Below are 26,636 nucleotides of genomic sequence, written 5' to 3' on the forward strand. Positions count from 1 at the left end.
CCGGCGGTCGGTGCCGGGGGCCGCGGGGGAGGGGCGCGGTGGGAGGGGACGCTCCTGTGGATGTCAGCCGAGGTCGGCGGACTCCCGCTCCGGGGCGGCCCCCTGCCCGCGCGCGGCACGGCGGCGCCGCACCCCGGCGATCACCGGGACCACGGCCGCCAGCAGCACCAGCGCGTACAGGGTGATCGAGATACCGCTGCCGACCAGGATCGACGGGTCGCCCGAGGAGGCGGCCAGCGCGCGGCGGAACTCGGTCTCCGCGATCGGGCCGAGCACGACGCCGATGAGCGCGGGGGCCACCGGGACGCCGAACGTCCGCATGGCCAGGCCGAGCAGCGTCACCCCCAGCAGCATCACCAGGTGCACCACCGACGTGTTGATCGCGTACACCGCCAGCACCGAGAACAGTGTGATGCCCGCGTACAGGTACGGCTTGGGCAGCTTCAGCAGCTTCGCCCACAGCGGCGCGAACGGCAGGTTGATGACCAGCAGCAGGACGCTGCCGATCAGCAGGCTCGCCAGGAGGGTCCACACCAGGTCGGCGTTGCGCTCGAACAGCACCGGCCCCGGCTGGAGGCCGTACTGCTGGAAGGCGGCCAGCATGATCGCGGCCGTCGCCGAGGTCGGCAGCCCGAGCCCCAGCAGCGGCACCATCGTGCCCGCCGCGCTGGAGTTGTTCGCGGCCTCCGGCCCGGCCACGCCCTCGATCGCTCCCCGGCCGAACTCGTTCGGCACGCCCCTGCGCTTCGCCCGGCGCGCCGCGAGCCTGCGCTCCAGGCCCAGGGACAGGAAGGTCGGGATCTCCGCGCCGCTGCCCGGGATCGGGCCGAACGTGCTGCCCAGGGCGGTGCCGCGCAGCCACGGCTTCCACGACCGGGCCCAGTCCCGGCGGCTCAGCCACGCGCGGCCGGTGCGGATCGCGGACAGGTCCGCCCCGGAACTGCCGCGCGCCGCCACGTACAGCACCTCGCCCAGGGCGAGCAGGCCCACGGTGACGACGACGATGTCGATCCCGTCCAGCATCGCCGACGACCCGAAGTCGAAGCGCGCGGCGCCGCTCTGGCCGTCGATGCCGACCATGCCGATGGCCAGGCCGATGAGCAGCGAGGCCAGCCCGCGCAGCACCGAGCCCGACACGACCGCGGCGACCGCGACGAACGAGAACACGGTCAGCGCGAAGTACTCGCCCGGACCGAAGTTCAGCGCCAGGGACACCATGACCGGGGCGAACAGGGCCACCACCAGCGTGCCGATGACGCTGGCCACGAACGAGCCGATGACCGCGGTGCCCAGGGCCTGCGCCGCCCGGCCCTTGAGCGCCATCTTGTGGCCCTCGTAGGTCGTGGCGATCGACGACGCCTGGCCGGGGGTGTTCAGCAGGATCGACGTGGTCGCCCCGCCGAACATGCCGCCGTAGTACACGCCCGCGAACAGGATCAAAGCGCTCGTCGGGTCGAGCCGGAACGTCACGGGCAGCAGCAGCGCCACCGCCATCGCCGAACCCAGGCCCGGCAGCACGCCCACGGCGGTGCCGAGCAGCACGCCGAGGAAGGCCCACATGAGGTTCATCGGCGTCAGCGCCGAGACCAACCCGTCGAGGAGGAGGGGAAGAGCGTCCATCAGAGCACCAACTCCAGGAAACCGCCGGGCAGGCTCAGCCCGAGCCCGAGCGAGAAGCCGACCTGCACGGCCGCGGACATCGACAGCGCCACCACGGCGTCACGCACGTGGGCGCGGGCGCCGAACGCGTAGGCCACCACCCAGAACAGCAGCGCCCCCGACAGCAGCCAGCCCACGTACTCCAGCACGGCGATGTGCACCACCAGCCCGGCCAGGATGAGCAGCACGGGGCGGCCCTCGAACCACGCGAGGCCGTTCCCGCCGGAGCCGGCGCCCGACCGGAGGTGGCGCAGGTTGACCGCGCTCAGGCACGCGGCGACCAGCAGCAGGAGGCCGCCGACCGCCCCGGGGAAGGCCGCCGGTCCGGGCCGGGTCACGTTGGGCGGCGCCTCGACGGTGAACGCGCCCCACAGACAGACGGCGCCCAGGGCCGCGACCAGGGCGGGGACGACCCACATGGTCGGTCCGCTCCACGGCGCGGTCTCCGGGTCCGGGGCCTCCGCGGCCTCCGGGTTCCCCGGCGCCGCAGCGGCCCCGTCCGCCCCGGTGGCGCCGGTTCCGGCGGACTCCCCGGTCACGGTCGCCGTCCCCGGTCCGGGGTCCCCGGCGGTCCCGGGGACCGACTGCTCGCTGTCGGCCGTCACAGCCCCAACTCCTCTACGGTCTCCTGCGTCACTGCCACCTCGGCGTCGAGGAACTCCTCGAACTCCTCACGCGGCTGGAAGGTGTCGGTCCACCGGTTGCGCTCCAGGGTGTCCGCCCAGGCGTCCGAGGCCAACAGGTCACGGACCAGCCCCTCCAGCCGGTCGGCCTCCTCCCCGGTGAGCCCGGGAGGGGCGATGACCCCGCGCCAGTTCGACATCTCCACGTCGTAGCCCTGCTCGGCGAGGGTCGGCACGTCCACCCCGTCCATCCGCTCGGGGGAGGAGACCGCGAGCGCGCGGAGCGGGCCGCCCTCGTCGACCTGGTCGCTGAAGTCGCCCAGCGTTCCGAAGCCGACCTCCGACGTCCCCGACAACAGCGAGGTCAGGACCTCGCCGCCGCCCGAGTACGGCAGGTAGTTGATCTCCCCGGGGGCGATGTCCATGGACCGGGCCACCTGGGCGGCGAAGATCTGGTCCACACCGCCCATGGAACCGCCGGCGACCGGCAGCGTCCCCGACCGCTCGCGCCAGTCCCCGGCCAGGTCGTCCAGGGTCTCGTACGGGGAGTCGGCGGGGACGACGACGGCCAGGTACTCCGACGCCAGCTGCGCGATCGGGGTCGAGTCCTCCATCGTGTACAGCGAACCGGTGGTCTCCACCGCGCCGACCATGCCCAGGCCCGTCATCGTGAGGACGTTCGCCTGGCCCTCGCGGCCCGCGGTCTGCGCGAGGCCGATCGTGCCGCCCGCGCCCTCCGCGTTGCGTACCTCGACGTTGAAGCGCAGGTCCTCCTCGCGCAGCCCGTTCTGCATCTCCCGGGCCAGCGTGTCCCAGCCTCCGCCGGGTCCGGCGGGGGCGATCAGCAGCAGCTTCTCCTGCTGGCCGCTCCCCGACGCCGCGCTCTGCCGCACGTCGAACAGCGCCGTCCCCACGAGGAGGAGGGCGCACAGCCCGCCCCCCACGCGGAACAGCACGCCGCGATCGCGCATGGGTGCTCTCCTCTTCGGTCGTCCAGGGCGTCACAGGCCTCCCCGGCGCACCGGCGACGAGGAGATCCAGGCCACAGTGTGACCCGGGGCACGCCGATGTCAGATCTTTGTTAAAACTGGGGGCATATTGGTCGTATTGTTCGTGACACGCCCACCTGGGCGTTTGCCCGGCCGGGTCCCCGCACCCCGGCGAAGGCGACTGGAGGACACATGACCACGCTCCCCGCGCGCGGCCGCCTCTCGCTCACAGGTTCCCTGTTCATCGGCTACGTGCTCCTGCTGACGGTGGCCCTGGCCGCCGTCGGAACCCTCTGGGCGGTCCACCTCGACCGGGCCACCGACCGCCAGTACACCGAACGGGTCCTCGGAGTGGCCCGCTCCGTCGCCGTCATGCCCCAGGTCGTCGACGGCCTCCAGACCGCCGAGCCGAGCACCGTCCTCGACCCGCTCGCCGACCGGGTCGCCGCCGCGACCGACGCCGACTTCGTGGTCATCGCCTCCCCCGACGGCATCCGCCACACCCACCCCGACAAGGACCTCATAGGCCGGACCGTGTCCACCCCGCCGGGGCCGGCCGCACGGGGTGAGGAGTGGACCGGCGTGGAGAACGGGACCCAGGGGCGCACCGTCCGGGCCAAGGTCCCCGTGTTCTCCGGGGGCGGCTCGGTCAACGGCGGCGACGCCGGGGGCGACGTGGTCGGCTACGTCTCCCTCGGCATACTCACCTCCAGCGCCGCCACCGAGGTACGCGCCTCCGTCCCGGCGATCCTCGGCATGGTCGCCGTGGTCCTGGTCCTCGGCGTGGGCGGGGCCTGGGCGCTCTCGCGCCAGGTCCGCACCAAGACCCACGGGCTCGAACCGGCCGACATCACCGCGCTCCTGGAGAGCCGGGAGGCCCTGCTCTACGCGGTCCGCGAGGGGGTCCTCGCGGTGGACGGCGCCGACCGCCTCGTCCTGGCCAACCTGCCCGCGCGCGACATGCTCGGCCTGCCCGACGACGCTGAGGGGCGCCACCTCGACGAACTCGGCCTGTCCGAACGGGTCCGCGACATCGTCTCCGGCGACGACCCGGGGGACGACCGGCTCCTGCTGGCCGGGAACCGCATCCTGGTCGCCAACCGCATGCCGGTCCAGGTGCGCGGCGAGGACGCGGGAGCGGTCGTCACCCTGCGGGACCGCACCGAGCTCGACCGGCTCACCGGGGAACTCGACGGAGCCCGCACCGTCACCCGGGGGCTGCGCGCCCAGACCCACGAGTTCGCCAACCGGGTGCACACCGTCGCGGGCCTGCTCGAACTCGGCGCCTACGACGAGGCCCGCGCCTACCTGGCGGACCTGTCCGCCACCCACACCCGCACCAGCACGGACATCTCCGAGCACGTCCGCGACCCCGCCGTGGCGGCCCTCACCATCGCCAAGTCGGCGCAGGCCTCCGAGATGGGGGTCGACCTGCGGCTCTCGCCCATGACGAGCGTCCCCGCCCTCGACAGGGAGGTACGCTCCGACGCACTGCTCGTCCTCGGGAACCTGGTCGACAACGCGCTCGACGCGGTGGCGTCCGCCCCCCACGGGTGGGTCGAGCTGATGGTGCGCCTGCACACCGCCGACAGCGGCCTGCCCCACGACCTGCTGGAGATCCGGGTGACCGACTCCGGCCAGGGGGTGGCCGACGACGTGGCGGAGGAGATCTTCCGGCTCGGGTTCACCACCAAGGCGTCCCGGGACGGCGGCACGCGCGGGCTCGGACTCGCGCTCGTGAAACAGGTGTGCGAGAGCAGAGAGGGAAGTGTCGAGATGGAGGCGCCCGACGCCGACGAGGGCGCGGTGTTCACCGCCTGCCTGCCCGTGCGGACAGCGGCGGTGGTGCCGTCGTGATCCGCGTGCTGGTCGTGGACGACGACGTGCGCGTGGCCCGCAACCACCAGGAGGTGGTGGAGTCGCAGCCCGGGTTCTCCGTGGTGGGGGTCGCGCACACCGCCGCGGCCGCCCTCACCCAGATCCACGGCCACCGGCCCGACCTGGTCCTGCTCGACCTGCACCTGCCCGACGCCTCCGGGATCTCGGTGATGCGCGCGCTGCGCGCGTCCGCGGCCGCAGCCGCGCCCCAGCAGACCGACTTCCTGATGATCACCGCGGTACGCGACATCGCGCAGGTCCGCTCGGCCCTGCACGGCGGTGCCGTGCACTACCTGCTCAAGCCGTTCCCGCTGAGCGCGCTGCGCGACCAGCTGGAGCGGTACGCGGTGGCGCGGCGGCAGATGGACGCCTTCGGGGAGGCCACCCAGCAGGACGTGGACCGGCTGTTCGGGCTGCTGCGGCCCCCGGCGGCCCGGTCGCTGCCCAAGGGGCTGACCTCGGCCACCGTCGACCTGGTCGCGGGGGTCCTCCGCGACGCGCCCGAGGAGGTGTCGGCCTCGGAGGTCGCCGAACGGGCGGGGGTGTCGCGGGTGACCGCGCGCCGCTACCTGGAGCACCTGTGCGCGGACGGCCGCGCCGAGCTGCGCATGCGCTACGGCTCGGCGGGCCGCCCGGAGCACCTCTACCGCTGGGTCGCCTGACCCTCCCCGGGCGCCTCGCCGCCGATGCTCCCGCGCCACGGACCACCGGCAGTGAGCCAGTGCGGCACGAGCCTGACCGGGAAGGGGAGGTCGGTCTCGAAGACGTCCTCGCCGTGGACCTGGGCGGCCTCCTGGTAGACGCCGTCCTCCAGGCGCAGCTCCACCAGGCCGACCTTGTCCGCGAGCGCGTTGACGATCCAGTAGGACCGGATGCCGAACGCGGCGTACTCGTGCCGTTTGGTGTGGTTGTCGCGGAGCACGCTCTCCGGGGAGACGATCTCGACGGCGAGTACCGGCGGAATGTCGAAGTAGCCCTCCTCCGGAGGCTCATGGTCGAAGACCGCCAGGTCGGGGATCCGGTGGAGTGTTCGGTCGCCGTTGAGGTTGACCCCGGGACCGGAGAGCACGACGAACTCGTCGGGGGCGGTGTTGCCCAGGTGGATGGTCAGCCGGGAGTCGACCACGCTGTGCAGGGGTTTGGGGGCCGGTGACACGTCAAGCCGCCCGTCGACCAGCTCGTACCGGCGCCCGTCGTCCGGTGTGTGCGCCAGGTCGTCCACGGTCAGACCTCGTTCGGGTACGTCCGGATGCCTGGTAGTCATGACAGACATACTGCCTCCTCTTCATCATGACCGCCAGTATCCGGCCCCACGCTCTGTTACCGGCGGGTTTCGCCGAAGAAGTCCGAAGGAGAGCGGAGGTTTCTCACGAAGGAGGGGCTTCCGCACCGGGGAACGCCGACCGCAGGGCCGGGGCGGTCCGTCCCCGCTCCCGGCCCGGCGGTCGCGGGACCGGCCGGGATCAGGGCGTCCCGACCGGCCTCCTGCCCGTCGCCGCCTCGGCGGCGGCGACGGCGCTGGTGAACGCCACCTCTCCGAGCAGACCGGGCGCCGCCACCGAGTCACCGGCCAGGTAGACGCCGTTCCCGCGGTCGATCGCGGGGCGGTCGCGCCAGGTGTGCCCCGGCAGGTCCAGCGCACCGGTGCGCCCCCGTGCGACCTGGTCCCTGCGCCACGTCACCCGGTCGCGCCACCGCGGCAGCGCCAGGTCCAGCAGCCGCTCCAGCCGCTCCCCCGTGCGCGCCCTCGACTCGCCGGGGCGCACCGGGACCTGGGCCTGCACGAGCTCCTCGCCCTCCGGCGCCAGCGTGCGGTCCACCGCCGTGTAGCGCTCCACGAACCCGCACTCGTCGCCGTCGAAGACGATGAACGGGTCCCGGCCCCGGCGCAGCCCCAGGTCCACCATCAGGGTGTGCCCGCTCTCCCACGCCAGGGAGTCGTCCCCGAGCAGGGAGCGGGCCGCGGCCAGCGACGTCGCCACGACGACCGGGCCGTCGGGGAGCGCGTCCAGGGAGTCGACCCGGGCGTCCGTCGCGATCCGCACCCCGCGCTCCCGCGCCCGGTCGGCCATCCACCCGACCAGCGACGTCCAGCCGCCCACCATGTAGCGGGCGGCCGGCCACGCGGGCGTGGTCACCCGCAGGAACCTGTCCCAGACGAACTCCGCGGACAGCCGGGACGGGTCCGAGTCGAAGAGCGCCACCCCCATCATGCTCGCGATCGCCCCGGTGGTCTCCGTGCCGAACCGCTCCCGGCCCCACGACCCGAAGTCCCGGTCGTACGGGGCCCGCAGCCCGCGGCGGGCTGCGGCCCGCAGGAGCCCGGCGGGCGGCATGCCGAGCCGCCCCCGGTACCGGAACCTCACGCCCGGAGCGGCCCGAACGGGAAGGCGCAGGTGCGGCGGGAGCAGGCCGCGCTCGGCCAGCCACCGGTACGGGGCCCCGTCCCCGTAGAGCACGTGGGGTCCCTCGTTGGCCACGTACGGGGGCTCGGTGGCGCGGGCCCGCCCGCCCAGGGTCCGGTGCGCCTCCAGCAGGGTGATGTTCGCGCCCCTCTCGGCGCCGGCGATGGCCGCGGTCAATCCGGCGAGGCCACCGCCCACAACGGTGATATCCATACCCCTACGACGGGCCGGGCGTCCGCAGGCGTGACATCTTGTCGGGGTTGGCCACCAGGTACACGTGCTGGACCCGCCCGTCGGCCACGTCCAGCACGACCAGCGCCACCACCCGGCCCCCGAGCGAGACGACCGCCGCCGGACCGCCGTTGACCTCGGTGACCTCGGTCCGGGCGTCGGCCCAGGCGACCGCCGGGCCGAGACCGAGCGAGGCGAGGAACCTGTCCGCGTTGCCCGGCAGGGCGGCCAGGAAGCGGCCCACCTTGGAGGCGCCCTCCAGGACCCGCAGGGGCGCCTTGGCCTTGCCGCCGCCGTCCCCGACGAGGGTGGCGTCGTCGGCGAGCAGCCCGGTCAGGCCGTCCAGGTCCCCCTCCATGCAGGCGCGGAGGAACCGCTCCGTGATCCGTCGCCGCGCGGCGCGGTCGGCCTCGAACCGGGGCCGCCTCTCCTGGACGTGGTCGCGGGCCCGCCTGGCCAGCTGCCGCGTGGCGGCCTCCTCCCGGCCGATGACCTCCCCGATCTCCGCGTAGGGGAACTGGAAGGCCTCGCGCAGCACGAACACGGCCCGTTCCAGGGGTGAGAGGGTCTCCAGGACCACGAGGAGCGCGAACTCCACGGAGTCCGCCAGTTCGGCCTGCTCGGCGCCGTCGGGGATGTCGCTGACGGGTTCGGGGAGCCACTCGCCGACGTAGGACTCGCGGCGGGACCGGGCGCTGCGCAGCCGGTCGATGGACAGGCGGGAGGCGATGGTGACGAGGTAGGCGCGCGGGTCGTCGACCTTCGCCGGATCGACGGCGGACCAGCGCAGCCAGGCCTCCTGGACCACGTCCTCCGCGTCGGAGGCGCTGCCGAGGATCCTGTAGGCGACACCGGTCAGGAGGGCGCGGTGCTCGTGGAAGGCATCGGTCGTCATGTCTGGAAGACGTATCACCCCCGCCCCGGCGTGACACGCCTCCCGTACCGGTTCGCGGCCCCGGGCACGCGGTGCGCGGGCGTCCGGGCGGGCGGTCCGGAAGAACAGGACGCGGGGCGCGGCCGGTGCCGTGCCCCGCGTCCATCCCGAGAGTGCCGGGTGTCCTGGGAGTTCCGGGTGGCTCCGGGGGACGGAGAGCCCCGGAAGTCCCGTACCCGGCGAGCCGGGAGGGCCGACTAGTCGTCGACGGAGATGCCCTTGGTGGAGGTGCCGGAGGACACGTTGCAGCCGCCCAGGTCGAGGCCGTCGAAGGCGAGGACGTCGGCGCAGATCGGCACGGTCACGTTCTGGATGTTGGCGTTGTTGTCCGCCGCGGCGGTCCCGGTCATGGCGCCCAGGGCGAGGCCGGTGGCGAGGAGGAGGCCGGAGACGGTGGCGATGCGCTTCATGGTGCTGATCCTTTTCGGTTGGCAGTGCGTTGGTTGGTGACGACGGGGCCGCGGGGCCCCGCTGGTGCAGGGGTGTGTGCGACGGGGTACTAGTCGTCGACGCTGATGCCCTTGGTGGCGGTCCAGTTGACGACGTTGCACTCGGGGCCGCTGACGCCCGAGGCGGCGAGCACGTCGAGGCAGATCGGGATCGTGATGTTCTGGACGTTGGCGTTGTTGTCCGCGGCGGCGGTGCCGGTGAAGGCACCGAAGGCGAGGCCGGTGGCCAGTACGAAGCCGGAAACCTTGGCGATACGGGTCATGGGTGATGCCTTTCGGAAGTTCATAACGCTCTGGCGGTGGCCGCCGGAATTAACTTAGCGTAGCCAGGCCCGTGCTCGCCGTACTTCGCGGGAAGAATCCAGAGTTTCCTCGGACTTTTCTCGGTTTCGATGTGGACATGCCGGACATGTCGCCAGGCAATGAAGTCATCGTGTTACCCAACCGAAAGCACGGCCGAATCCCTCACCTGACGAATGCATCGGAATCACGCTGTATCCAGACATCGGACATGAAAAAGGGCCCGCACGGTGTCTCCACCGCGCGGGCCCCGAACCTCGTGGGCGCCGCCCCCCGACGTGCGCCGCGAGCGCTACCAGCCCTGCTGCTGCCCGTATCCCGGGTACTGCTGGCCGTAGCCGGGCTGCTGCCCGTACCCCGGCTGCGGCTGACCGTAGCCCGGGTACTGCTGCTGGTCGTACCCCGGGTACTGCTGCTGGCCGTAGCCGGGCTGCTGTCCGTAACCCGCGTACGGGTCCGGCTGCTGGGCGCCCGTGGGCGGGTGCTGGTAGGCCTGCTGCTGGCCGGACGGCTCCTGCTGCTGCTGGGCCTCGGCTCTGGCCGCCTCGTCCTGCTTCTTGCTGTCGGGGTCCGGGCGGAAGATGAACAGGCGCGCGGGCTTGTCGCCCTCGTCGCCCGGGGTGATCAGGTCGAGCCGCCAGCCGGCCTCCTCGATCCCCTCCAGGATGCGGGTCAGCCCGGGACGGAGCTTGCTGGAGGGCTCGTCATAGGCGTTCACCTCCAGCTGGATGATGAACATCCGGCGCTTCTGCTGCGCCGCGACCTTGGCGTGTTCGACGACCGTGCTGTCCCTCACGACCTGCGTGACGCTCATGAATAACCGTACCCATCTGCTCAGCGCGGAGCTTGCCGTACCCGTCGGGGTGCCACCCGGTCGTCCGCGTCCACAGTGGCGGGAATCCGCCGGGTTCCGCTCCCATCATGCCTCCTGCGGGCCTGTCTGGCCACAGAAGGCCCCGAGCGGCCGCCGACCGGGAGGGGTGTCCCGGCCGGCGGCCGCTCGGGGCGGTGCTCAGGAAGCGGCGGCGCGGACGGCCTCGACGACGGGTGTCTCACCGTTCACCAGGTTGAGAACCCTCCCGACGGTCCCCGGTTCGTCCAGAACGGCCACGATCACCGAGGCGACGTCCTCCCGCGTCACCGAGTCCCTCCCGACCTCCGCGCCCAGCGCCACCTTCCCGGTGCCCGGCTCGTCGGTCAGCCCTCCCGGGCGCAGGATCGTCCAGTCCAGCTCCAGCCCGCGCTCCCGCAGGTCGGCGTCGGCGGCGCGCTTGGCCTCCACGTAGGCGGCCCACGAACCGTCGGGGTCGTTCCCGCCGGGCAGCGGGTCGTCCACCCCGATGGCCGAGACCTGGACCAGGCGCCGCACCCCCGCGAGCGAGGCCGCGTCGGCGGTCAGCACCGCCCCCTTGTGGTCCACCGTCTCCTTGCGGGCCGGCCCGCTGCCCGGTCCGGCCCCGGCAGCGAACACGACGCCGTCGGCGTTCATGAGCTTCTCCGTCAGCTCGGTGACGGTGGCGGTCTCCAGGTCGACCACGACCGGTTCGGCACCGGCGTCGACGACGTCCTGCGAGTGGTCGGGGTTGCGGATGAGGGCGACGGGCTCGTCCCCGCGGTCGGCCAGTTGCCTGGCCAGCAGCAGTGCGATCTTCCCGTGTCCCCCGGCGATGACGATACGCATGGGGGAAGCGTATGCCCTCCCCGGCCGCCGGACCCCCGGGCCCCGCGCGAGTCCGCGCGGGGCCCGGGAGGGGCGGGCCCGGGCCCCTACTCGACGGTCCAGGTGTCCCCGCTCGCCAGCAGCGCGGCCAGCTCGCCGTCCCCGTGCTCCGCCCGCGCCTCCGCGACCTGCTCGTTCAACAGCTCGTCGTAGGCGGGGCGGCGCACGTCCCGGAACACCCCGATCGGCACGTGCTCGAACGCGGGCCGGTCCAACCGGGACAGGGCGAACGCGTACCCCGGGTCCTCCCGGTGCGCGTCGTGCCGGATCAGCCGGTCCTCTCCCACCGCGTCCACGTCCACGACCTCCAGCCCGCCGAACCCGCCGGCGACCACGCCCCGGTCCGGGCCGAGCCGCAGCGGCTCGCCGTGCTCCATGCGCAGCAGGCGGGTGTCCCTCGCGGCAGGGTCCTTCAGCGGCTCGAACGCGTCGTCGTTGAAGATCGGGCAGTTCTGGTAGATCTCCACGAACGACGCCCCCGGGTGTTCGGCCGCCGCCCTCAGCACCGACGTGAGGTGCTTGCGGTCGGAGTCGACCGTCCGGGCCACGAACGAGGCCTCCGCGCCCAGGGCCAGGGACACCGGGTTGAACGGGTGGTCCAGCGAGCCCGACGGCGAGGACTTGGTGATCTTCCCCGGCTCGGAGGTGGGGGAGTACTGCCCCTTGGTCAGCCCGTAGATCCGGTTGTTGAACAGCAGGATGTTGATGTTGACGTTGCGGCGCAGCGCGTGGATCAGGTGGTTGCCGCCGATGGACAGCCCGTCGCCGTCACCGGTCACCACCCACACCGACAGGTCCGGGCGGCTGGAGGCCAGCCCGGTCGCGATCGCCGGCGCGCGCCCGTGGATCGAGTGCACGCCGTAGGTGCTCAGGTAGTAGGGGAAGCGGGAGGAGCAGCCGATCCCCGACACCATGACGATGTTCTCGCGGGGCACCCCCAGCTCGGGGAGGAAGGACTGGAACGCGGCCAGGATCGCGTAGTCGCCGCAGCCCGGGCACCAGCGCACCTCCTGATCCGACTTGAAGTCCTTCATCTTGTAGGCGGTGTCCGTCCTGGGGACCAGCCTCAGCCCCCCGGAGCCGCCCGTCAGGCCGTTCGCGTTCTCAGTCACGGTCGATGACCTCCCGAAGCACGTCCGCGAGCTCCTCGGCCTTGAAGGGCAGGCCGCGGACCTTGTTGTAGCCGATGACGTCGACCAGGAACCTGCCGCGCAGCAGCAGGGCCAGCTGGCCCAGGTTGATCTCCGGCACCACCACCCGCTCGTAGCGGGCCAGCACCTCGCCGAGGTTGGCCGGGAACGGGTTGAGGTGGCGCAGGTGCGCCTGCGCCACCCGGCCGCCCGCGCGCCGCACCCGGCGCACCGCGGCGGTGATCGACCCGTACGTGCCGCCCCAGCCGAGCACCAGCACCCCGGCGGCGCCGTCGGGATCGTCCACCGCCAGCTCGGGGATGTCCCTGGCGATGGCGTCGATCTTGGCCTGGCGGGTCCGCACCATCAGGTCGTGGTTGGCGGGCGTGTACGAGATGTCACCCGTCTCGGCGTGCTTCTCGATGCCGCCGATGCGGTGCTCCAGGCCGGCCGTGCCCGGCACCGCCCACGGGCGGGCCAGGGTCTCCTCGTCGCGCTTGTACGGCAGGAACGAGCCGTCGGGGCCGTTGGGTCCGGTGGCGAACCCCGGCTCGATCACCGGCAGGTCGCCGACCTCCGGCAGGCGCCACGGCTCCGACCCGTTGGCCAGGTACCCGTCGGACAGCACGACCACCGGGGTGCGGTAGGTGACGGCGAGCCTGGTCGCCTCCACCGCGGCGTCGAAGCAGTCGGCGGGGGAGGACGGCGCCACCACCGGCAGCGGGGACTCGCCGTTGCGCCCGTACAGGGCCATCAGCAGGTCGGTCTGCTCCGTCTTGGTCGGCATGCCCGTGCTGGGCCCCGCCCGCTGCACGTCGATGATCAGCAGGGGCAGCTCGGTCATCACCGCGAGCCCCACCGTCTCCTGCTTGAGCACCATGCCCGGGCCGGAGGTGGTGGTCACCCCCAGCGAGCCGCCGAAGGCGGCGCCCAGGGCGGCCCCCACCCCCGCTATCTCGTCCTCGGCCTGGAACGTGCGCACACCGAACCTCTTGTGCCTGGACAGCTCGTGCAGGATGTCCGACGCGGGGGTGATCGGGTACGAGCCCAGGAACAGAGGAAGGCCCGACCGGGTGGACCCGGCGATCAGCCCGTAGGCCATCGCCAGGTTCCCGGTGATGTTCCGGTACGTGCCCGCGGGGAGCCGGGCCGGCTTGACCTCGTATGAGACGGCGAAGTCCTCGGTGGTCTCACCGAAGTTCCACCCCGCCTGGAACGCCGTCAGGTTCGCCGCGAGGATGTCCGGCTTGGCGGCGAACTTGGACTTGAGGAAGGACGTCGTCCCCTCCGTCGGCCGGTTGTACATCCACGACAGCAGGCCCAGGGCGAACATGTTCTTGGCCCGCTGCGCGTCCTTCTTGGACAGGTCGGCGCCGGCCAGCGCCGCCACCGTCATCGAGGTGAGCGCCACCGCGCTCACCTTGAGTCCGTCCAGGGTGCCGTCGGTGAGGGGGTCCCCGGTGAAACCGACCTTGGCCAGGCTCCGTTTCGTGAACTCGTCGGTGTTGACGATCACGGTCGCGCCCCTGGGCAGGTCGCCGAGGTTCGCCTTGAGGGCGGCGGGGTTCATGGCCACCAGGACGTCGGGCGCGTCGCCCGGGGTCATGATGTCGTGGTCCGCGAAGTGCAGCTGGAAGCTGGACACCCCCGGGAGGGTTCCGGCGGGGGCGCGGATCTCGGCCGGGAAGTTCGGAAGGGTCGACAGGTCGTTGCCGAACGACGCGGTCTCCTGGGTGAAGCGGTCTCCGGTCAGCTGCATGCCGTCGCCGGAGTCGCCGGCGAAGCGGATGATGACGCGGTCGAGCTGTTCGATCTGTTTGGCCACTGAGATCGACGACCTCCTTGGTGAGCCGCCGGTCGTGACGGGCGGCGGCGCTCGGGTGTCATCCCCCGGCCGGGGCACTCCGCCACGGGGCGGGCGCCCGGTTCGGGGGCGTGGGACAGCGTGCGCGGCCCTCGCGCTCGCCGGGTGCGCCAACCCGGTCTCGCACGGCGCGGTCACACCGCGACAGCCGGGTCGTGAAGGGGCCTGCCTTCAACGACACGGCTCCCCGGACACCGGGATCCGGACGGGGCGGCGCCCCGCCGGCCTGGAGTTCGGAGTGATAAGGGCCACGATCGCACTATAGGTCGTCGGGAAAGGCCGGACGTGGGCCGGGTGGCGATTGTCACACCGGAACCCCGTCGGGCGGTGTGAGGTCATCCGCAACCGGGATGTGACCGACAGCCCGTCACATGGGGAACGCAAGACGTCGACCCGCACGTTTGTCACCATGTACGCATTCACGGTCGAGGACCGGCTGAGCGAGGAGGTGGCGGCGTGCACGTCAACGTGGCCCGTGCGGTCGGTCTGTTCGTCGGGGCCGCCGTCCTCGTCGTGGTGGTCGGCTGGCTGTGCGGGGCCGAGAAGGGCGCGCAGTTCTCCGTGGCCCTGGTGGTGGGCGCGGGCGTGCTCGTCTACCTGTTCGGCGAGTCGCTGGCCCTGCGGGCCATGAGGGCCCGGCCGGTCAGCGAGATCGAGCGCCCCGAGCTGTACCGGATCGTCCGGGAGCTGGCCACCGCCGCCCGGCAGCCCATGCCCAGGCTGTACCTGTCGCCGATCCGCTCGCCCAACGCCTTCGCCACCGGCAGCAGCCCGCGCCGCGCCGCTCTCTGCTGCACCACGGGCCTGCTGCGCACCCTCGACGAGCGGGAGCTGCGCGGCGTGATCGCCCACGAGCTGGCGCACATCCGCTCGCACGACACCCTGATCAGCTCGGTGGCGGCGACCCTCACCGCGGTCATCACCGCGATGACGGTGGTCACCTTCCTGCTCCCGCTGGGGGAGTCGGAGGAGACGGACATGCCCGACCTGCTGGGCGGGCTGATGGTGGCGGCGCTGGCGCCGCTCGCCGCCCTGGTCGTCCACTTCGGGGTGGGGCGCGGGCGCGAGTTCCGCGCCGACGAGAAGGCCGCCGAACTCACCGGGGACCCGATCGGGCTGGCCGAGGCGCTGACCAAGCTGGAGGAGGGGGCGCGGCGCTACCCCCTGCCCCGCGACCGCGGCCTGCTGGCGTCGGCGCACGTGATGACCACCAACCCGTTCCCGACCGGGGTGGGGCGGCTGTTCGCCGCCCACCCGCCGACGGACGAGCGCATCCGCCGCCTGTACGCCCTGCGCCGCCGGTGGGACATGGGCGGGTAGGGACCCCTCCCCGGCACGGCGACGGCCGCTCCTCCCCCTTCGCGAGGGGAGAGCGGCCGTCGCCGTGCCGGTGCCGCGGACCGCCGGCTAGCGGTAGTTCACGAACTGGAGGGCCAGGTCGAAGTCCTTCTCCTTGATCAGGTTCTGGGCGGCCTGGAGGTCGTCCTTCTTCTTCGAGCTGACGCGCAGCTCGTCGCCCTGGATCTGGGCCTTGACCCCCTTGGGGCCCTCGTCCCGGATCAGCTTGGAGATCTTCTTGGCGTCCTCGGAGGTGATGCCCTCCTTGAGGCCGACGGGAAGCCGGTACTCCTTGCCGGAGATCTTGGGCTCCTCGGCCGGGTCGAGGATCTTCAGGGAGAGCTTGCGCTTGACCAGCTTCTCCTTGAACACCTCCAGGGCGGCGTTCGCCCGCTCCTCCGACGTGCTCCTGATCTCGATCCCGTCCTCGCCCTGCCAGGCGATGGTGGTTCCGGTGCCCTTGAAGTCGAACCGCTGGGACAGCTCCTTGCCCGTCTGGTTCAGGGCGTTGTCGACCTCCTGACGGTCGAGTTTGGACACGACGTCGAAACTGGATTCGGCGGCCACGTTCGCTCACATCCCGCTTGGTCTCATGGATCGCGGGCGCCTGTGGGGACGCCCGCGTGGGTACACGTCCGCCCGTGCCGGATCCCCGGCCCGGGCAGGCTTCAGAGCTTAGCCGTGACCTGCTCAGGGTGCCCGAAGCCCCTGCTCGGGACGCGCTCCGGGTATTCGATTACAGGTTCGGGCGGATCATCCGCTATTCTCGTTCATGCGTCGCGACGAACACCGTCGCCGCAGCCCAGGCAGGTTGCCCGAGCGGCCAATGGGAGCGGACTGTAAATCCGTCGGCTTAGCCTTCGAAGGTTCGAATCCTTCACCTGCCACCCTGGGATCGGGGCCCCGGCACCATCAGGTGCCGGGGCCCCGTCGTGTGTCCGGGACCCGTCGGCCCGGCGCCCTCCTCGTCCCGGCCCACCCCGGTCCGGTCCGGCTCCCGCCGTCGCGGATCCGCCGCCTCCCGGGATTCGGCTGATCGCGAATGTGTCGCGTTCAGGACACGGCGGAGTAACGGCGCGCCCTGCTTCCGGTCCGACCGGAACCACTCCCCGACCACGCGGCCGACCCCGCCCTGAGCTGCGGTTTCTCCGTCTCCACGGGCGGTTCCGCGCACGGGGCGAAGGTGCTCCTGTGGCGTTAGCGGCGGATGCGTCCGGTTCGCCGGTACAGCCACCCCTCGACCGAGTACCGGGCCTTTGTGCGTGTCGCGCGAAAAGAAGGGCAATCAATCCATTTGCGCATGGCGCAAAAAGAACCCTGGCGGCAATATGGACAAAGCGATTCCGGGGTTTCGGCGTTGACAAAAAACGGGGGCCGGATGATGATTGCACCAGTCCACCGCGACACAGGTGCAGCAAGCGCCTGAGTCTTTTTCTGTCAATGCCTCGTAATGATTTCCCGGGGGAAACATGATCAAGAAGATGGCCGTTGCCGGCCTGGTCGCCGGTGCCGCGATGGGCGCTCTCCTCATGGGGGCTCCCGCTCACGCCTCGCACGGCGGCGACCAGCAGTTCAACCAGAACCTCCAGCTGGTCCCGATCCAGTCCTGCAACCTGACCGGCAGCGTCGGTCTGGTCGCCGTGACCGTGCCGATCCTGTCGCCGCAGACCACGGGCGACTGCGTGAACGGCCCCATCGGCACCAACATCAGCTAATTCCGGCAATTCGTTCGACCGTGACGATGTCTCACACTTTCTCGAAGGGCAATTCAATGCTGCGTAAGCTCGGCGTTGCCGGTCTCGTCGCTGGCGCCGCTCTCGGCGTCGTTCTCACCGGGTCCCCGGCCCTCGCCTCCGGTTCCCACGGTGGCGACCAGCAGTACAACCAGAACCTGCAGGCCATTCCGGTCCAGCTCTGCAACACCAGTGCCGCCATCGGCCTGGTCGCCGTGAACATCCCGGTCCTGTCGCCGCAGACCACCGGCGACTGCGTCAACGGCCCGATCAGCACCAACATCGACTAGCAGGGGATTCCAGACATGCTGCGCAAGATCACGACTGCCACCGCCATCGCCGGAATCGCCCTGGGCGCCATGCTCGCGGCCTCCCCGGCCTCCGCCTCCGGCTCGCACGGCGGCGACCAGCAGTACAACCAGAACCTGCAGCTGGTTCCCGTCCAGCTCTGCAACACCGAGCTGGCCGTCGGCCTCCTGGCGGGCGTCAACGTGCCGATCCTGTCGCCGCAGACCACGGGCGACTGCGTCAACGGCCCGATCAGCCACAACATCGACTAGCGGGGGGCCAGCATGCTGCGCAAGTTCGCGGCTGCCACCGCCATCGCCGGTGCAGCGCTGGGAGCGATGCTCCTCGCCTCGCCCGCGTCCGCCTCGCACGGCGGTGACCAGCAGTTCAACCAGAACCTGCAACTGGTCCCCGTTCAGCTCTGCAACATGGAGCTGGCCGTGGGCCTGGCCGGTGTCAACGTGCCGATCCTGTCGCCGCAGACCACGGGCGACTGCATCAACGGTCCGTCGACCACCAACATCAGCCAGGACCGCGCCGAGCACGACGGCGGTCACGGGTACCACTAGGTCCCGGCGTCACTGGGCTCCGGCCCCACAGTGACGGAACAGAGCAGTAGGTCGAGGCCCCCCGGCAGCCGCCGGGGGGCCTCGACGCGACCCATCGGCTCGGCGGTCCCGGGCGCGTCCTCGCGCGGGCCGGCCGGGGGCCGTCCCGGGCCCCGACGGAGGAGGAGAGAGGCGAGATGAAGCGCATGATCCTGACGGGGGCCGCCCTGCTGCTGGCGGCCACCGCCTGCGGACAGCAGGAGACCACCCCGAGGCTGCCCGAGGGCACCGGCGCCCCGCAGGCCACGGAGAGCCCCGAGGACCGGGCGAGCCCCGACCCCGGGGAGGGCGACGGCTCCGGGGAGGGCGGCGGCTCCGGCCAGGGGGCCCGGGGCGACGGCGCCCACGTCCTGAACATGTACGGCGACGAGAACGGGTTCGACGACCAGCGCCCCGTCGAGTACGTCGCCACCGAGTTCACGTCCTTCTCCGGCCTGGAGTGGCCCGAGTGGACGGACGAGACCGCGTCGGGCACGGGCGACCTGTACGGGACCTGGTGCATGGACCGGGGCTGCCAGGACGAGCCCTACGAGGTCGAGGTCGAACTCGGCGACCCGGTCGACGTGAACGGCACACCGTACTTCTCGACCTACACGATCACCGGGTACGACGAGGACATGACGCCGGAGGTGCGCCAGGCGCTGGAGGACGCGGACGGCGGGCGCCTCTCCGTGCCGACCCCGGAGTGAGGCGGGCGGTCCGGCGCGGCCGGGTGGGGTTCGCCTCTCCCACGGCCCCCAAGAATCGTCCTAAAGTTCCGAAAATGCACAAACCTACTGGTCAGAGTGGGTGGTAGGGGCAGGTCGGCGGGACCGGACAGGCCGGAACCGGGCGTGGCGCGCCCGGGAGGTCTCTAGTCTGCTGAGTTGTGGCACTCAACGAGCGCGCGGACACCCGCGGGGACGACGTACAGGGCGCCGGCGGACGGCCGGGGCCGCGGCACGGCCGCGCGGCTCTGCTGCGCCTGGCCTCCTGGTTCGAGGAGGCCGACCCCGACCGGGCCGACGCCCTCGCGACCGCCGCCTACGGCCTGCACCCGGCCCTCCACCTGGAGGGGCAGACGGACGAGGGCGTCGCCGCCACCACCAGCTGGTGGCAGGCGGCCCCCGACCGCAGCACCGTCACCGAGCACCCGGGCTCCCGGCTGCCCGAGCCCGTCCGCGACCACCGCGCGCAGCAGGCCCGCCTGCGCGACGCCGCCGAGTCCTCCGCCCACTGGCGCCGCGCGGGCGCCTCGCAGATCCGCGCCCTGCTCGCCGAGCCCACCCCGCTGCGGGCGCGCCTGGACCTGTCCGGAGCCGGGATGGAGGTCCTCATGGAGCTCCTCACCGCCGCCCTCGGCTCCGGGGACGCCGGCCGCCGCCCCACCTCCGCCGGCGACCTGGAGTTCTCCCTGCGCCTGCACGTCGGCGCCGCCCCGGGGGCCGAGGTCACCATCCGGGGCGAGGGCGGGGAACTCACCCTGGAGGGACTCCGCCTGCGCGTCACCTCCTACGACCAGCACACCGTCGAGGACGACGGATTCCCGGGCCTCCTCGCGCCCGCGGGGTGGGCCCCGCCCGCCGCCCGGACCGGCCCCGGTCCCCTTTCCGGGGACCCGGTCACCGCGCCCGCCCCCGAGCCGCACCCCCTCGATCCGGACCCGCTGGACCCGTCGACCCCGTACACGCCCGTCCCCGAGCCGGACGCCCCGGGTACGGCCGCGTCGGACGACTCCGGCCCGCTCCCCCTCGATCCGGACCCCTTCGCCCCGCACCCGCTGGACCCGGCGGCCGCGTACGCCCCGGCCCCGCCCCCTCCGGACCGGGACCCGGCGGACGCCCCGGCACAGGACCCGCACCTCCCGCCACAGGACCCCGCGTCCACGGTTCCGGACCCCACGGAGGCCGACCCCCTGGACCCGTCGACCCCGTACACGCCCGCCCCGTACACGCCCGCCCCGGCGGCCCCTGACGCCCCCCACGCCCTGGGCCCGGACCCCTTGGACCCGCCGTTCCGGTACTCGACCGCCGCGGACCCCCTGGACCCGTCGACCCCGTACACGCCCGCCCCGGAACCCCCGGGCCGCACGGCTCCCCGGTACGACGCCCCCCCGGTCCGCGGCCTCCTCGCCACCCCGTCCGCGGGGCCCGGGGACGGCGGGACACGGACCGCCCCGGCCGGGCCCGACGGCGGGCGCCGGCCCGCGCAGGAGCCGACCGGACCCGGGACCGACGACGGAGCGCCCCTCCCGGCCGACGCCCCCGTGACGGGGGACCGGCGGCCCGGACCGGGTACCGTCGGGAACCCGTCCGCGCCCTCCGCCGAGGCGCCCGGAACCGCCGGCGGCCTGCCGGGGCCGGACCCGGACGTCGAGACCACGGGGCCGATCGACCTGTCCGCCGACCGGACCCGACCGTGGGGGTGATGGAGACGGACGCCTACAGCGAGGACGCCGCGCTCATCGGCGAACGCCAGTCCGCGGCGCGCGCGCTCCTGGCGCACCCGCTGCTGACCCGGGCCGCCCATCCGGCGGAGCTGTCCCTCGTGCGCTCCCACGCCGAGTGGCTCGTCCAGCGCTTCCAGCGCGTGCTCGGGTACCGGCTCGACGTCGGCGACGACCACGCCCGGCTGGTCAAACGCGGCCTCGTCGACGAGGTCGTCCACCGGCCCACCCGGGCCAACGGGGCCCGCTTCACGCCGCGCACCCACACCTACCTCGCGCTGGCCCTGGCCGTCCTGGTCGAGGAGACCGGGCCCACCACCGTCCGCGCGCTCGCCCTCCGGGTCCGGGCCGCCGCGCACGAGGCCGGGATCGACGCCGATCCCGGCCGCGGGCTCGGCGAGCGCCGCGCCTTCTGCGCGGCCCTGGAACACCTGGTCGCGCTCGGCGCGCTGACCGAGACCTCCGGCCGCGTCGCCGACCACGGGGCCGACGCCGCCGCGGACCCGGCCCTCCGCCCCCGCACACCGGTCGTCCGCGCCGTCGCCGCCCACCTGCCGCAGGCCTCCGACGACCCGGACTCCTTCCTCGCGAGCGCCGTCGACACCGACCCCGACGGCGAGCACCAGGGCGAGACCGCCCTGCGCCGCCTCCTCGCCGAGACCGCGGTCGTCTACCGCGAGGATCTCCCCGACCGCCAGAGGGACCGCCTCGCCGCGCACCAGTGGCGGGCCGCCGCCGCGCTCGGCAACCTGCTCGGCTGCGACGCCGAGGTGCGCGCCGAGGGCGTCGCGATGGTGATGCCCGACGAGGCCGGCGCCCGCCCGGCCTTCCCCTCCGACGACCCCGTCGGCCAGGTGGCCCTCGCCCTCGTCCGCCACCTCTCCGGCCGTCTGCACCCCGGCATGCCCGCCACCTCCGTCCCCGTGCCCGACCGCGAACTGCGCACCGCTCTGGACGCCCTGGGCGGCCCCGACGCCCCCGCGCGGACCGAGTGGGCCCGCACCGCCGGCCCCGAGGTGCCCGACCCGGACCGGCTGAGCGCCCGCGTCACGGCCCTGCTGACCGACCTCGGACTCCTGCGGGGAGGCCCCGGCGAGTGGCGGCTCACCGCCGCGGCGGCGCGGTACGGGGCCGACGTGGACGAGCGCGTCCCCCCGATCCAGGACAATGGCGAAGACAGCCGGACGCACGCCGCCCCGACGCGCGGGTCCGGCCACGAAGACGGTCCGCCCGACGCTCCCGCCGATCCCCGAGGCGACCTGAGCCGGGTGACGTCCGTGCTGCAAGCGGTGGCGAACGAGAAGGTGAGCGCGACCAGTGGTGACACAGGAGACCAGCGAGGCCCCGGGGGCAGTTCCGGCTGACCCCGCCGACACCCCGCGCTACCGCCTCGAACGCGCGGGCATCCGCAACGTCTGGCAGTACGACGACCACGTCCTCGACTTCGCCGAGGGCCGCCTCCTGCTGCGCGGACGCAACGGCGCGGGCAAGTCCAAGGCGCTGGAGATGCTGCTCCCGTTCCTGCTGGACGGCGACGTGCGCCGCCTGGACACCACCGGCACCAACCGCACCAGCCTGCGCTGGCTCATGGCCGACGACCCCCGGGCCGGACGCCGGCCCGAGCCGGAGGAGACCGGCCCCGACCTGCTCGGCGGCCCCGAGGAGGCCGCCGACGAGGCCGGGCCCGAGCAGGCCGACGGCGACACCGGCCCCGTCACCCGCCTCGGCTACCTGTGGGTCGAGTTCACCACCGACCGCGGCGACCGCGGCCTCGACGCCGCCGCCCGCGCCACCACCGGGCCCAACAGCGCCTCCGCCCTGCTCGCCGCGTCCGGGACGGCCGGCGCGTCCGCCCTCCTCGCCGCCGCGACGCCGGGCCCCGGACCCGCCGCGGAGCAGACCGGACCGGGCGCCCCGGGCGGCCGGCCGAGCCACCTGACCCTCGGCGCCGCCGTCATGGCCGTCGGCGACTCCGACCCGCGCTGCGTGTTCTTCGTCACCGACCGCCGGGTCGGACACGACCTCGAACTCGTCACCGACGGCCGCCCCAAGCCCGTCGACCGGCTCCGCTCGGAGATCGGCGCGGACAACTGCTTCACCAGCGCCGTCCCCTACCGGGCCCGCGTGATGCACGACCTGTTCGGCATCGACGACTCCGTCCGCTACCGCAACCTCATCCACCTCCTCTACCGGCTCCGGCGCCCCACCATCGGCGACCGCCTGGAGGCCGGCGAGCTCGTCGGCGTCCTCTCCGAGGCCCTCCCGCCCATGGACGAGTCGGTCCTGGACGAGGTCGCCCGCAACATCGCCGACCTCGAACAGGCCCGGGCGGAGAAGACCGCCCTCGGCGAGGCGGGGGCCGGGGTCACCGCCTTCCTCGACGACTACCGCGGCTACCTGGTCCACGCCCTCCGGTCGCGCGCCGCCGACGTCCGCGAGCAGATCGACGCCGCCGCGGGCCGGACCGTCGAGACCGAGCGCCTGCGCGCCGAACTCGACCGGCTCATCACCGAGGAGAGCCGGATCTCCGAGGAGCGCGACCAGGCCCGGCGCACCCGCGACACCGCCGAGGCCGACGACGGCACCCTCGCCGCGGCCCGGAACAACGCCGCCACCGCCACGGGGAACGAGCGCCGCGCCTACGACGCCGCCGTCGGCGCCTACATCAGGGCCGCCGAGGCCGCCTGGGTCGCCGCGGAGCACGCCGAGCGGGTCGAACGGCACACCGTCGAACGGCTCGGCGAGGACACCGCCGCCATCGACCGCGCGCTCGACATCCTGCGCCAGACCCACGCCGAGGCCACCCGCGCGGCCACCGCCGCCGGGATCGACCCCGCCCTCCTCGGGGAGGTCCCGGACACGCTCGACACCGTCCACGCCCCGCGCGAGAGCGCCACCCGGGTCGACCTCCAGGGGCTCGAACAGGCCGTCGAGCGCGAGCCCGTCGAAGGCATCGACCTCGACGACCTGCGCGACCGCCTCGGGCGCCTCCACGACCAGCTCTCCCACGCGGCGGAGCGGTCCGCCGAGCGCGCCGACATGGCCGCCCGCCTCACCGGCCTCACCACGGCCGAGGCGGCGGCCGACCGCCGCCTCGTCGCCCTGACCAGCGAGGCCGAGAGCGCGGACGCCGTGCTCGAACACGCCCACGACCGCGAGAGCGCCGCCGTCGCCGCGCTGCGCGAGGAGAGCGCCGCCTACGCCGACGGGGTCCGGGCCTGGGCCGCCCGCCTGCGGGAGTCCAGCCACGCCCACGCGCTCGGCGACGCCGTCCACGAGCTGGAGGGCAGCGTCGAGCTGCCCATCACCGACTCCCTGAGGGTCCTCGACCCCGACGTGCCCTCCACCGTCTCCCGCCTCGCGAACAACGCCGTCGCCCCCCTCCTGGAGGACCTGCGCGCCCGGCGCGACGTCGCCGTCAACGAGGAGGGCCAGCTCTCCGACGAACTGGCCGAGCTCGCCGAGCGCCGCACCGGCAACGCCGAGCACGCCCCGGAGCGCCCGCCGTGGGCCACCTACCCGCGCCCCCGGGGCGAGGGCGCCCCCCTCTACCTGGCCGTCGACTTCGCCGACGGGCTCAGCACCCGCGAACAGGCCGGGCTGGAGGCCGCCCTGGAGGCCAGCGGACTGCTCGCCGGGTGGATCCGCGCGGACGGCTCCCTCCACGACCCGGGCACCCGCGACATCCTGGTCACGCCCGCCCGGCAGGCCAAGGGAAGGACCCTCCTCGACGTGCTCGTCCCGGTCGCCGCCCCCGACCGCGGCGTCAACCACGACAGCCTCCGCACCCTGCTCTCGTCCATCGCCCTGCACTCCGAGGACGAACCCGTGCCGGGCACGGCCGAGGACACCGAGGCCAAGCACCGACGCGACAGCTCCGTCGCCACCGTCAGCTCCATGTCGCTCACCGGCGGCTGGCGCCTCGGCGTGGCCTCCGGCTCCCACGACAAGAGCGAGCCCGAGTACATCGGCGAGGTCGCCCGCAAACGGGCCCGCGACCGCCAGTCGGCCAACACCGACCGGCGCATGGCCATCGCCGAGGCCCTCCTCGCCGAGGCGGGGGAGCGCCGCTGGGCCGTCGAGCAGTCCTACGCCGAACTCCTGGAGGTGTCCCGGAGCCTGCCGGACCCCTCCCCGCTCATCCGCGCCCGGGCGGTCCTGGACGTCGCCCGCGAGGACGTCGCCGCCGCCCGCCGCGCCCACGCGACCGCGGGCCGCGCCGCCGAGGAGTGCCGCGCCGAACTCCTCGACATCCGCTCCCGCCTGCGGACCTCGGCCGACGTCAACGCCCTGCCGAGCGTCCGCGCCGAGCTGGACAGCGCCCTGCGCGCCCTCGACCACCTGCGCGTCCTCGTCGGCTCCGGACTCAAGGACCTCGACGTCCTCGCCTGGGAGCTGGCCGACCACGAGCACCACGTCGCCGGGTGGAGGGCGGCCCGCGCCGAACGGGTCCTTGCCGAGGACGCCAGGGCCGCCGCCATCGACGACATGATCACCGTCCGCCGCCAGTTCGAGCTCGGCGACCGCGCCCGCGGCGTGCCCGGCGAGCAGATCGACGCGGCCCGGGACCAGGTCAGGGCCAGGGCCGACGAGGCGGCCCGGCGGCTGCCCGAACTCGAGCGCGGGGCCCAGCGCGCCCGCGACGAGCGGGTCGGCGCCGAGGCGCGGCTCGTCGCCGCCACCCAGGAGCGCGCCGAGCAGGTGCGCCGCGCCCTCACGGCGGGGGAGCGGCTCGTCCGCGCGGTCTCCCTCCCCGGCGGCACGGGGACCGACGACACCGACGTGCCGGACGCCGTCCTGCTGGGCGCCGCGGGCCTGGACGCCTGCGCCGCGGACGACGGCCCCCTCACCGCCTACCTCGCCCACTCCGCCCTCCACGGCGGGGAGCCGGACGCGGACCCCGCCGCCGGGCCGCCCGCGCCCGGCCCGGACGCCCGGCTCGCCCTGCTGGAGGCGTTCGTCGGACAGCTGGAGGAGGGACTCGCCGCCCAGGTGGAGGCCGGGGCGCCCGAGGTGGACGACAGCGCCATCCTGAGCAGCCGCGAGGACCTGCACCGCCTGCTCACCTCCGCCGGGTGGGCGCAGACCCGCACCGAGCTCAGCGAGCCGCGCGGCCTCAAGCGCCTCACGGTCCACGACGAGGACGGCGCCCACGACGTCACCGCCTACGCCGAGCGGATCACCGCCTCCGCCGCCCGCGCCGACGAGGCCGTCGCGGTGGCCGAGGAGGAGGCCTTCGAGCGCCACCTGCTCGGAGAGCTGGCCGGCCACCTCGCCCGCCAGATCGACGAGGCCCGCGCCCTCATCACCACCATGAACGACGTCCTCAAGGACGTCACCACCTCCGCCGGCCTCGGCGTGCGCCTGGACTGGAGGCTGGCCCCCGACGCGGGCGCCGACGTCGAGGCGGTCGTCCCGCTCCTGGCGACCCCCGCCGAGGAGCGCACCCGCGTGCAGACCACCCGCCTGCGCGACGCCCTGCGCCGCTGCATCGAGGCGATCCGCCGCCTGGACCCCACGGCCACCGGCGGGGCCCAGCTGCGGGCCGCCCTCGACTACAGGTCCTGGTTCACGTTCACCGTCTACGTGACCGACGGCGCGGGCGACGAGCGCCGCCTGGGCCACCGCACCGCCCTCAGCCAGGGCGAGCAGCGCGTGGTCGCCTACCTGGTGCTGTTCGCCGCGGCGGCGGCGCACTTCGACGCGCTCGCCGCGCGCGCCTCGTGGGCGCCCAGGCTCATCCTGCTGGACGACGCGTTCGCGAAGGTCGACGAGCCCACCCACGGGCGCCTCCTCGGCCTCCTGGTCGAACTGGACCTGGACTTCGTGCTGACCTCCGAACGCGTGTGGGGCTGCTTCGCCAGCGTGCCGAGCCTCAACATCTACGAGTGCCTGCGCGATCCCAACGTCCCCGGCATCGCGACACTGCACTTCACGTGGGACGGCAGCAGGAGGCGCCTGGTCGGCGTGTGAGCGCGGCGGCCCGTCCCGGGGCCCTCCGGCCCCGGCGCGCGTCCCCTCCCGGGCACGCCGCCCGCAGGCCCGTCCCCGGCCTCGCCCCC

The 26,636-nt window shown here is 73.6% G+C and carries 24 protein-coding genes and 1 tRNA gene; 12 read left to right on the forward strand and 13 right to left on the reverse strand.

The window, feature by feature from the left end; genetic code table 11:
* Positions 1-63 precede the first annotated feature (63 nt).
* The 3 genes from ABZ234_RS08810 to ABZ234_RS08820 are packed head-to-tail and all read right to left on the reverse strand — an operon-like array spanning position 64 to position 3,253.
* Positions 64-1,620 carry a tripartite tricarboxylate transporter permease gene (locus tag ABZ234_RS08810; RefSeq protein WP_267946752.1) on the reverse strand — a complete coding sequence of 519 codons (1,557 nt, stop codon included), beginning with the start codon at positions 1,618-1,620 and terminating at the stop codon, positions 64-66.
* Positions 1,620-2,264, reverse strand: a complete 645-nt coding sequence (locus ABZ234_RS08815) for a tripartite tricarboxylate transporter TctB family protein (RefSeq protein ID WP_355011636.1) — start codon at positions 2,262-2,264, stop codon at positions 1,620-1,622. The genes ABZ234_RS08810 and ABZ234_RS08815 overlap by 1 nt, the downstream gene beginning before the upstream one ends.
* The gene (locus ABZ234_RS08820) at positions 2,261-3,253 is read right to left on the reverse strand and encodes a tripartite tricarboxylate transporter substrate-binding protein (RefSeq protein WP_355011637.1); all 993 of its coding nucleotides are present in this window, start codon (positions 3,251-3,253) and stop codon (positions 2,261-2,263) included. The genes ABZ234_RS08815 and ABZ234_RS08820 overlap by 4 nt, the downstream gene beginning before the upstream one ends.
* A 210-nt stretch (positions 3,254-3,463) precedes the next feature.
* On the opposite strand from ABZ234_RS08820, the gene ABZ234_RS08825 reads away from it, so the two are divergent.
* Both ABZ234_RS08825 and ABZ234_RS08830 read left to right on the forward strand, forming a co-directional pair.
* Positions 3,464-5,128 carry a sensor histidine kinase gene (locus ABZ234_RS08825; protein WP_267946749.1) on the forward strand — a complete coding sequence of 555 codons (1,665 nt, stop codon included), beginning with the start codon at positions 3,464-3,466 and terminating at the stop codon, positions 5,126-5,128.
* Positions 5,125-5,811 (forward strand): response regulator, encoded by a 687-nt coding sequence (locus tag ABZ234_RS08830; protein WP_267946748.1) that lies wholly within the window; start codon positions 5,125-5,127, stop codon positions 5,809-5,811. The genes ABZ234_RS08825 and ABZ234_RS08830 overlap by 4 nt, the downstream gene beginning before the upstream one ends.
* On the opposite strand, the gene ABZ234_RS08835 is transcribed toward ABZ234_RS08830, so the two are convergent.
* The 9 genes from ABZ234_RS08835 to ABZ234_RS08875 form a co-directional block, all read right to left on the reverse strand.
* Entirely contained in the window at positions 5,793-6,413 is a 621-nt protein-coding gene (locus ABZ234_RS08835) for a Uma2 family endonuclease (protein WP_355011681.1), read from the reverse strand. The genes ABZ234_RS08830 and ABZ234_RS08835 overlap by 19 nt on opposite strands.
* Before the next feature lie 199 nt (positions 6,414-6,612).
* On the reverse strand, positions 6,613-7,767 hold the full coding sequence (locus tag ABZ234_RS08840) for an FAD-dependent oxidoreductase (RefSeq protein ID WP_267946746.1): 1,155 nt from the start codon (positions 7,765-7,767) through the stop codon (positions 6,613-6,615).
* 4 nt (positions 7,768-7,771) lie between these two features.
* The gene (locus ABZ234_RS08845) at positions 7,772-8,680 is read right to left on the reverse strand and encodes an RNA polymerase sigma-70 factor (RefSeq protein WP_355011638.1); all 909 of its coding nucleotides are present in this window, start codon (positions 8,678-8,680) and stop codon (positions 7,772-7,774) included.
* A 236-nt stretch (positions 8,681-8,916) separates the two neighbouring features.
* Positions 8,917-9,129 carry a hypothetical protein gene (locus tag ABZ234_RS08850; protein WP_267946744.1) on the reverse strand — a complete coding sequence of 71 codons (213 nt, stop codon included), beginning with the start codon at positions 9,127-9,129 and terminating at the stop codon, positions 8,917-8,919.
* An 89-nt stretch (positions 9,130-9,218) separates the two neighbouring features.
* Positions 9,219-9,431, reverse strand: coding sequence for a hypothetical protein (locus tag ABZ234_RS08855; protein WP_267946743.1), 213 nt, complete (start codon positions 9,429-9,431; stop codon positions 9,219-9,221).
* Positions 9,432-9,760: 329 nt separating this feature from the next.
* Positions 9,761-10,282, reverse strand: a complete 522-nt coding sequence (locus ABZ234_RS08860; protein ID WP_267946742.1) for a hypothetical protein — start codon at positions 10,280-10,282, stop codon at positions 9,761-9,763.
* A gap of 198 nt (positions 10,283-10,480) precedes the next feature.
* Positions 10,481-11,149: an SDR family oxidoreductase gene (locus ABZ234_RS08865; RefSeq protein ID WP_267946741.1), complete on the reverse strand. Its 669-nt coding sequence runs from the start codon at positions 11,147-11,149 to the stop codon at positions 10,481-10,483.
* A gap of 86 nt (positions 11,150-11,235) precedes the next feature.
* The gene (locus ABZ234_RS08870; RefSeq protein WP_267950530.1) at positions 11,236-12,222 is read right to left on the reverse strand and encodes a 2-oxoacid:ferredoxin oxidoreductase subunit beta; all 987 of its coding nucleotides are present in this window, start codon (positions 12,220-12,222) and stop codon (positions 11,236-11,238) included.
* Positions 12,223-12,292: 70 nt separating this feature from the next.
* Positions 12,293-14,143 (reverse strand): 2-oxoacid:acceptor oxidoreductase subunit alpha, encoded by a 1,851-nt coding sequence (locus tag ABZ234_RS08875; RefSeq protein ID WP_355011639.1) that lies wholly within the window; start codon positions 14,141-14,143, stop codon positions 12,293-12,295.
* Between the two features lie 495 nt (positions 14,144-14,638).
* Here ABZ234_RS08875 and ABZ234_RS08880 point away from each other — a divergent pair, with 495 nt between their 5' ends.
* Entirely contained in the window at positions 14,639-15,502 is an 864-nt protein-coding gene (locus tag ABZ234_RS08880) for a M48 family metalloprotease (protein ID WP_355011640.1), read from the forward strand.
* Between the two features lie 87 nt (positions 15,503-15,589).
* Here ABZ234_RS08880 and ABZ234_RS08885 read toward each other — a convergent pair whose 3' ends face one another.
* Complete coding sequence (locus ABZ234_RS08885; protein WP_267946738.1) at positions 15,590-16,087, reverse strand: YajQ family cyclic di-GMP-binding protein; 498 nt, start codon at positions 16,085-16,087, stop codon at positions 15,590-15,592.
* 238 nt (positions 16,088-16,325) lie between these two features.
* On the opposite strand from ABZ234_RS08885, the gene ABZ234_RS08890 reads away from it, so the two are divergent.
* The 9 genes from ABZ234_RS08890 to ABZ234_RS08930 all read left to right on the forward strand — a co-directional run bounded on the left by ABZ234_RS08890 (position 16,326) and on the right by ABZ234_RS08930 (position 26,547).
* A tRNA-Tyr gene (locus tag ABZ234_RS08890) sits at positions 16,326-16,407 on the forward strand.
* A 582-nt stretch (positions 16,408-16,989) separates the two neighbouring features.
* On the forward strand, positions 16,990-17,235 hold the full coding sequence (locus ABZ234_RS08895; RefSeq protein WP_267946717.1) for a hypothetical protein: 246 nt from the start codon (positions 16,990-16,992) through the stop codon (positions 17,233-17,235).
* Between the two features lie 56 nt (positions 17,236-17,291).
* Complete coding sequence (locus ABZ234_RS08900) at positions 17,292-17,543, forward strand: hypothetical protein (protein ID WP_267946716.1); 252 nt, start codon at positions 17,292-17,294, stop codon at positions 17,541-17,543.
* Positions 17,544-17,558: 15 nt separating this feature from the next.
* The gene (locus tag ABZ234_RS08905; RefSeq protein WP_344180404.1) at positions 17,559-17,813 is read left to right on the forward strand and encodes a hypothetical protein; all 255 of its coding nucleotides are present in this window, start codon (positions 17,559-17,561) and stop codon (positions 17,811-17,813) included.
* A gap of 12 nt (positions 17,814-17,825) precedes the next feature.
* Positions 17,826-18,110, forward strand: a complete 285-nt coding sequence (locus tag ABZ234_RS08910; RefSeq protein WP_267946714.1) for a hypothetical protein — start codon at positions 17,826-17,828, stop codon at positions 18,108-18,110.
* A gap of 176 nt (positions 18,111-18,286) precedes the next feature.
* Positions 18,287-18,838, forward strand: a complete 552-nt coding sequence (locus ABZ234_RS08915) for a hypothetical protein (RefSeq protein ID WP_355011641.1) — start codon at positions 18,287-18,289, stop codon at positions 18,836-18,838.
* A 179-nt stretch (positions 18,839-19,017) separates the two neighbouring features.
* The gene (locus ABZ234_RS08920) at positions 19,018-20,556 is read left to right on the forward strand and encodes a DUF2397 family protein (protein WP_355011642.1); all 1,539 of its coding nucleotides are present in this window, start codon (positions 19,018-19,020) and stop codon (positions 20,554-20,556) included.
* Positions 20,556-21,938 carry a TIGR02678 family protein gene (locus ABZ234_RS08925; RefSeq protein WP_355011643.1) on the forward strand — a complete coding sequence of 461 codons (1,383 nt, stop codon included), beginning with the start codon at positions 20,556-20,558 and terminating at the stop codon, positions 21,936-21,938. The genes ABZ234_RS08920 and ABZ234_RS08925 overlap by 1 nt, the downstream gene beginning before the upstream one ends.
* Positions 21,892-26,547 (forward strand): SbcC/MukB-like Walker B domain-containing protein, encoded by a 4,656-nt coding sequence (locus ABZ234_RS08930; protein ID WP_355011644.1) that lies wholly within the window; start codon positions 21,892-21,894, stop codon positions 26,545-26,547. Before ABZ234_RS08925 ends, ABZ234_RS08930 begins: the two co-directional genes overlap by 47 nt.
* The last annotated feature ends 89 nt before the right edge of the window (positions 26,548-26,636 follow it).

The sequence above is a fragment of the Nocardiopsis sp. NPDC006198 genome, assembly GCF_040613895.1.
Lineage (GTDB): Bacteria > Actinomycetota > Actinomycetes > Streptosporangiales > Streptosporangiaceae > Nocardiopsis > Nocardiopsis tropica.

Excerpts from the sequence above, each read along its gene's own strand:
- ABZ234_RS08870 (WP_267950530.1), bottom strand. The coding sequence starts at position 12,222 with ATGAAGGACTTCAAGTCGGATCAGGAGGTGCGCTGGTGCCCGGGCTGC.
- ABZ234_RS08840 (WP_267946746.1), bottom strand. The coding sequence starts at position 7,767 with ATGGATATCACCGTTGTGGGCGGTGGCCTCGCCGGATTGACCGCGGCC.
- ABZ234_RS08850 (WP_267946744.1), bottom strand. The coding sequence starts at position 9,129 with ATGAAGCGCATCGCCACCGTCTCCGGCCTCCTCCTCGCCACCGGCCTC.
- ABZ234_RS08855 (WP_267946743.1), bottom strand. The coding sequence starts at position 9,431 with ATGACCCGTATCGCCAAGGTTTCCGGCTTCGTACTGGCCACCGGCCTC.
- ABZ234_RS08895 (WP_267946717.1), top strand. The coding sequence starts at position 16,990 with ATGATCAAGAAGATGGCCGTTGCCGGCCTGGTCGCCGGTGCCGCGATG.
- ABZ234_RS08925 (WP_355011643.1), top strand. The coding sequence starts at position 20,556 with ATGGAGACGGACGCCTACAGCGAGGACGCCGCGCTCATCGGCGAACGC.
- ABZ234_RS08910 (WP_267946714.1), top strand. The coding sequence starts at position 17,826 with ATGCTGCGCAAGTTCGCGGCTGCCACCGCCATCGCCGGTGCAGCGCTG.
- ABZ234_RS08860 (WP_267946742.1), bottom strand. The coding sequence starts at position 10,282 with ATGAGCGTCACGCAGGTCGTGAGGGACAGCACGGTCGTCGAACACGCC.
- ABZ234_RS08915 (WP_355011641.1), top strand. The coding sequence starts at position 18,287 with ATGAAGCGCATGATCCTGACGGGGGCCGCCCTGCTGCTGGCGGCCACC.
- ABZ234_RS08905 (WP_344180404.1), top strand. The coding sequence starts at position 17,559 with ATGCTGCGCAAGATCACGACTGCCACCGCCATCGCCGGAATCGCCCTG.
- ABZ234_RS08825 (WP_267946749.1), top strand. The coding sequence starts at position 3,464 with ATGACCACGCTCCCCGCGCGCGGCCGCCTCTCGCTCACAGGTTCCCTG.
- ABZ234_RS08835 (WP_355011681.1), bottom strand. The coding sequence starts at position 6,413 with ATGACTACCAGGCATCCGGACGTACCCGAACGAGGTCTGACCGTGGAC.
- ABZ234_RS08810 (WP_267946752.1), bottom strand. The coding sequence starts at position 1,620 with ATGGACGCTCTTCCCCTCCTCCTCGACGGGTTGGTCTCGGCGCTGACG.
- ABZ234_RS08865 (WP_267946741.1), bottom strand. The coding sequence starts at position 11,149 with ATGCGTATCGTCATCGCCGGGGGACACGGGAAGATCGCACTGCTGCTG.
- ABZ234_RS08845 (WP_355011638.1), bottom strand. The coding sequence starts at position 8,680 with ATGACGACCGATGCCTTCCACGAGCACCGCGCCCTCCTGACCGGTGTC.
- ABZ234_RS08820 (WP_355011637.1), bottom strand. The coding sequence starts at position 3,253 with ATGCGCGATCGCGGCGTGCTGTTCCGCGTGGGGGGCGGGCTGTGCGCC.
- ABZ234_RS08900 (WP_267946716.1), top strand. The coding sequence starts at position 17,292 with ATGCTGCGTAAGCTCGGCGTTGCCGGTCTCGTCGCTGGCGCCGCTCTC.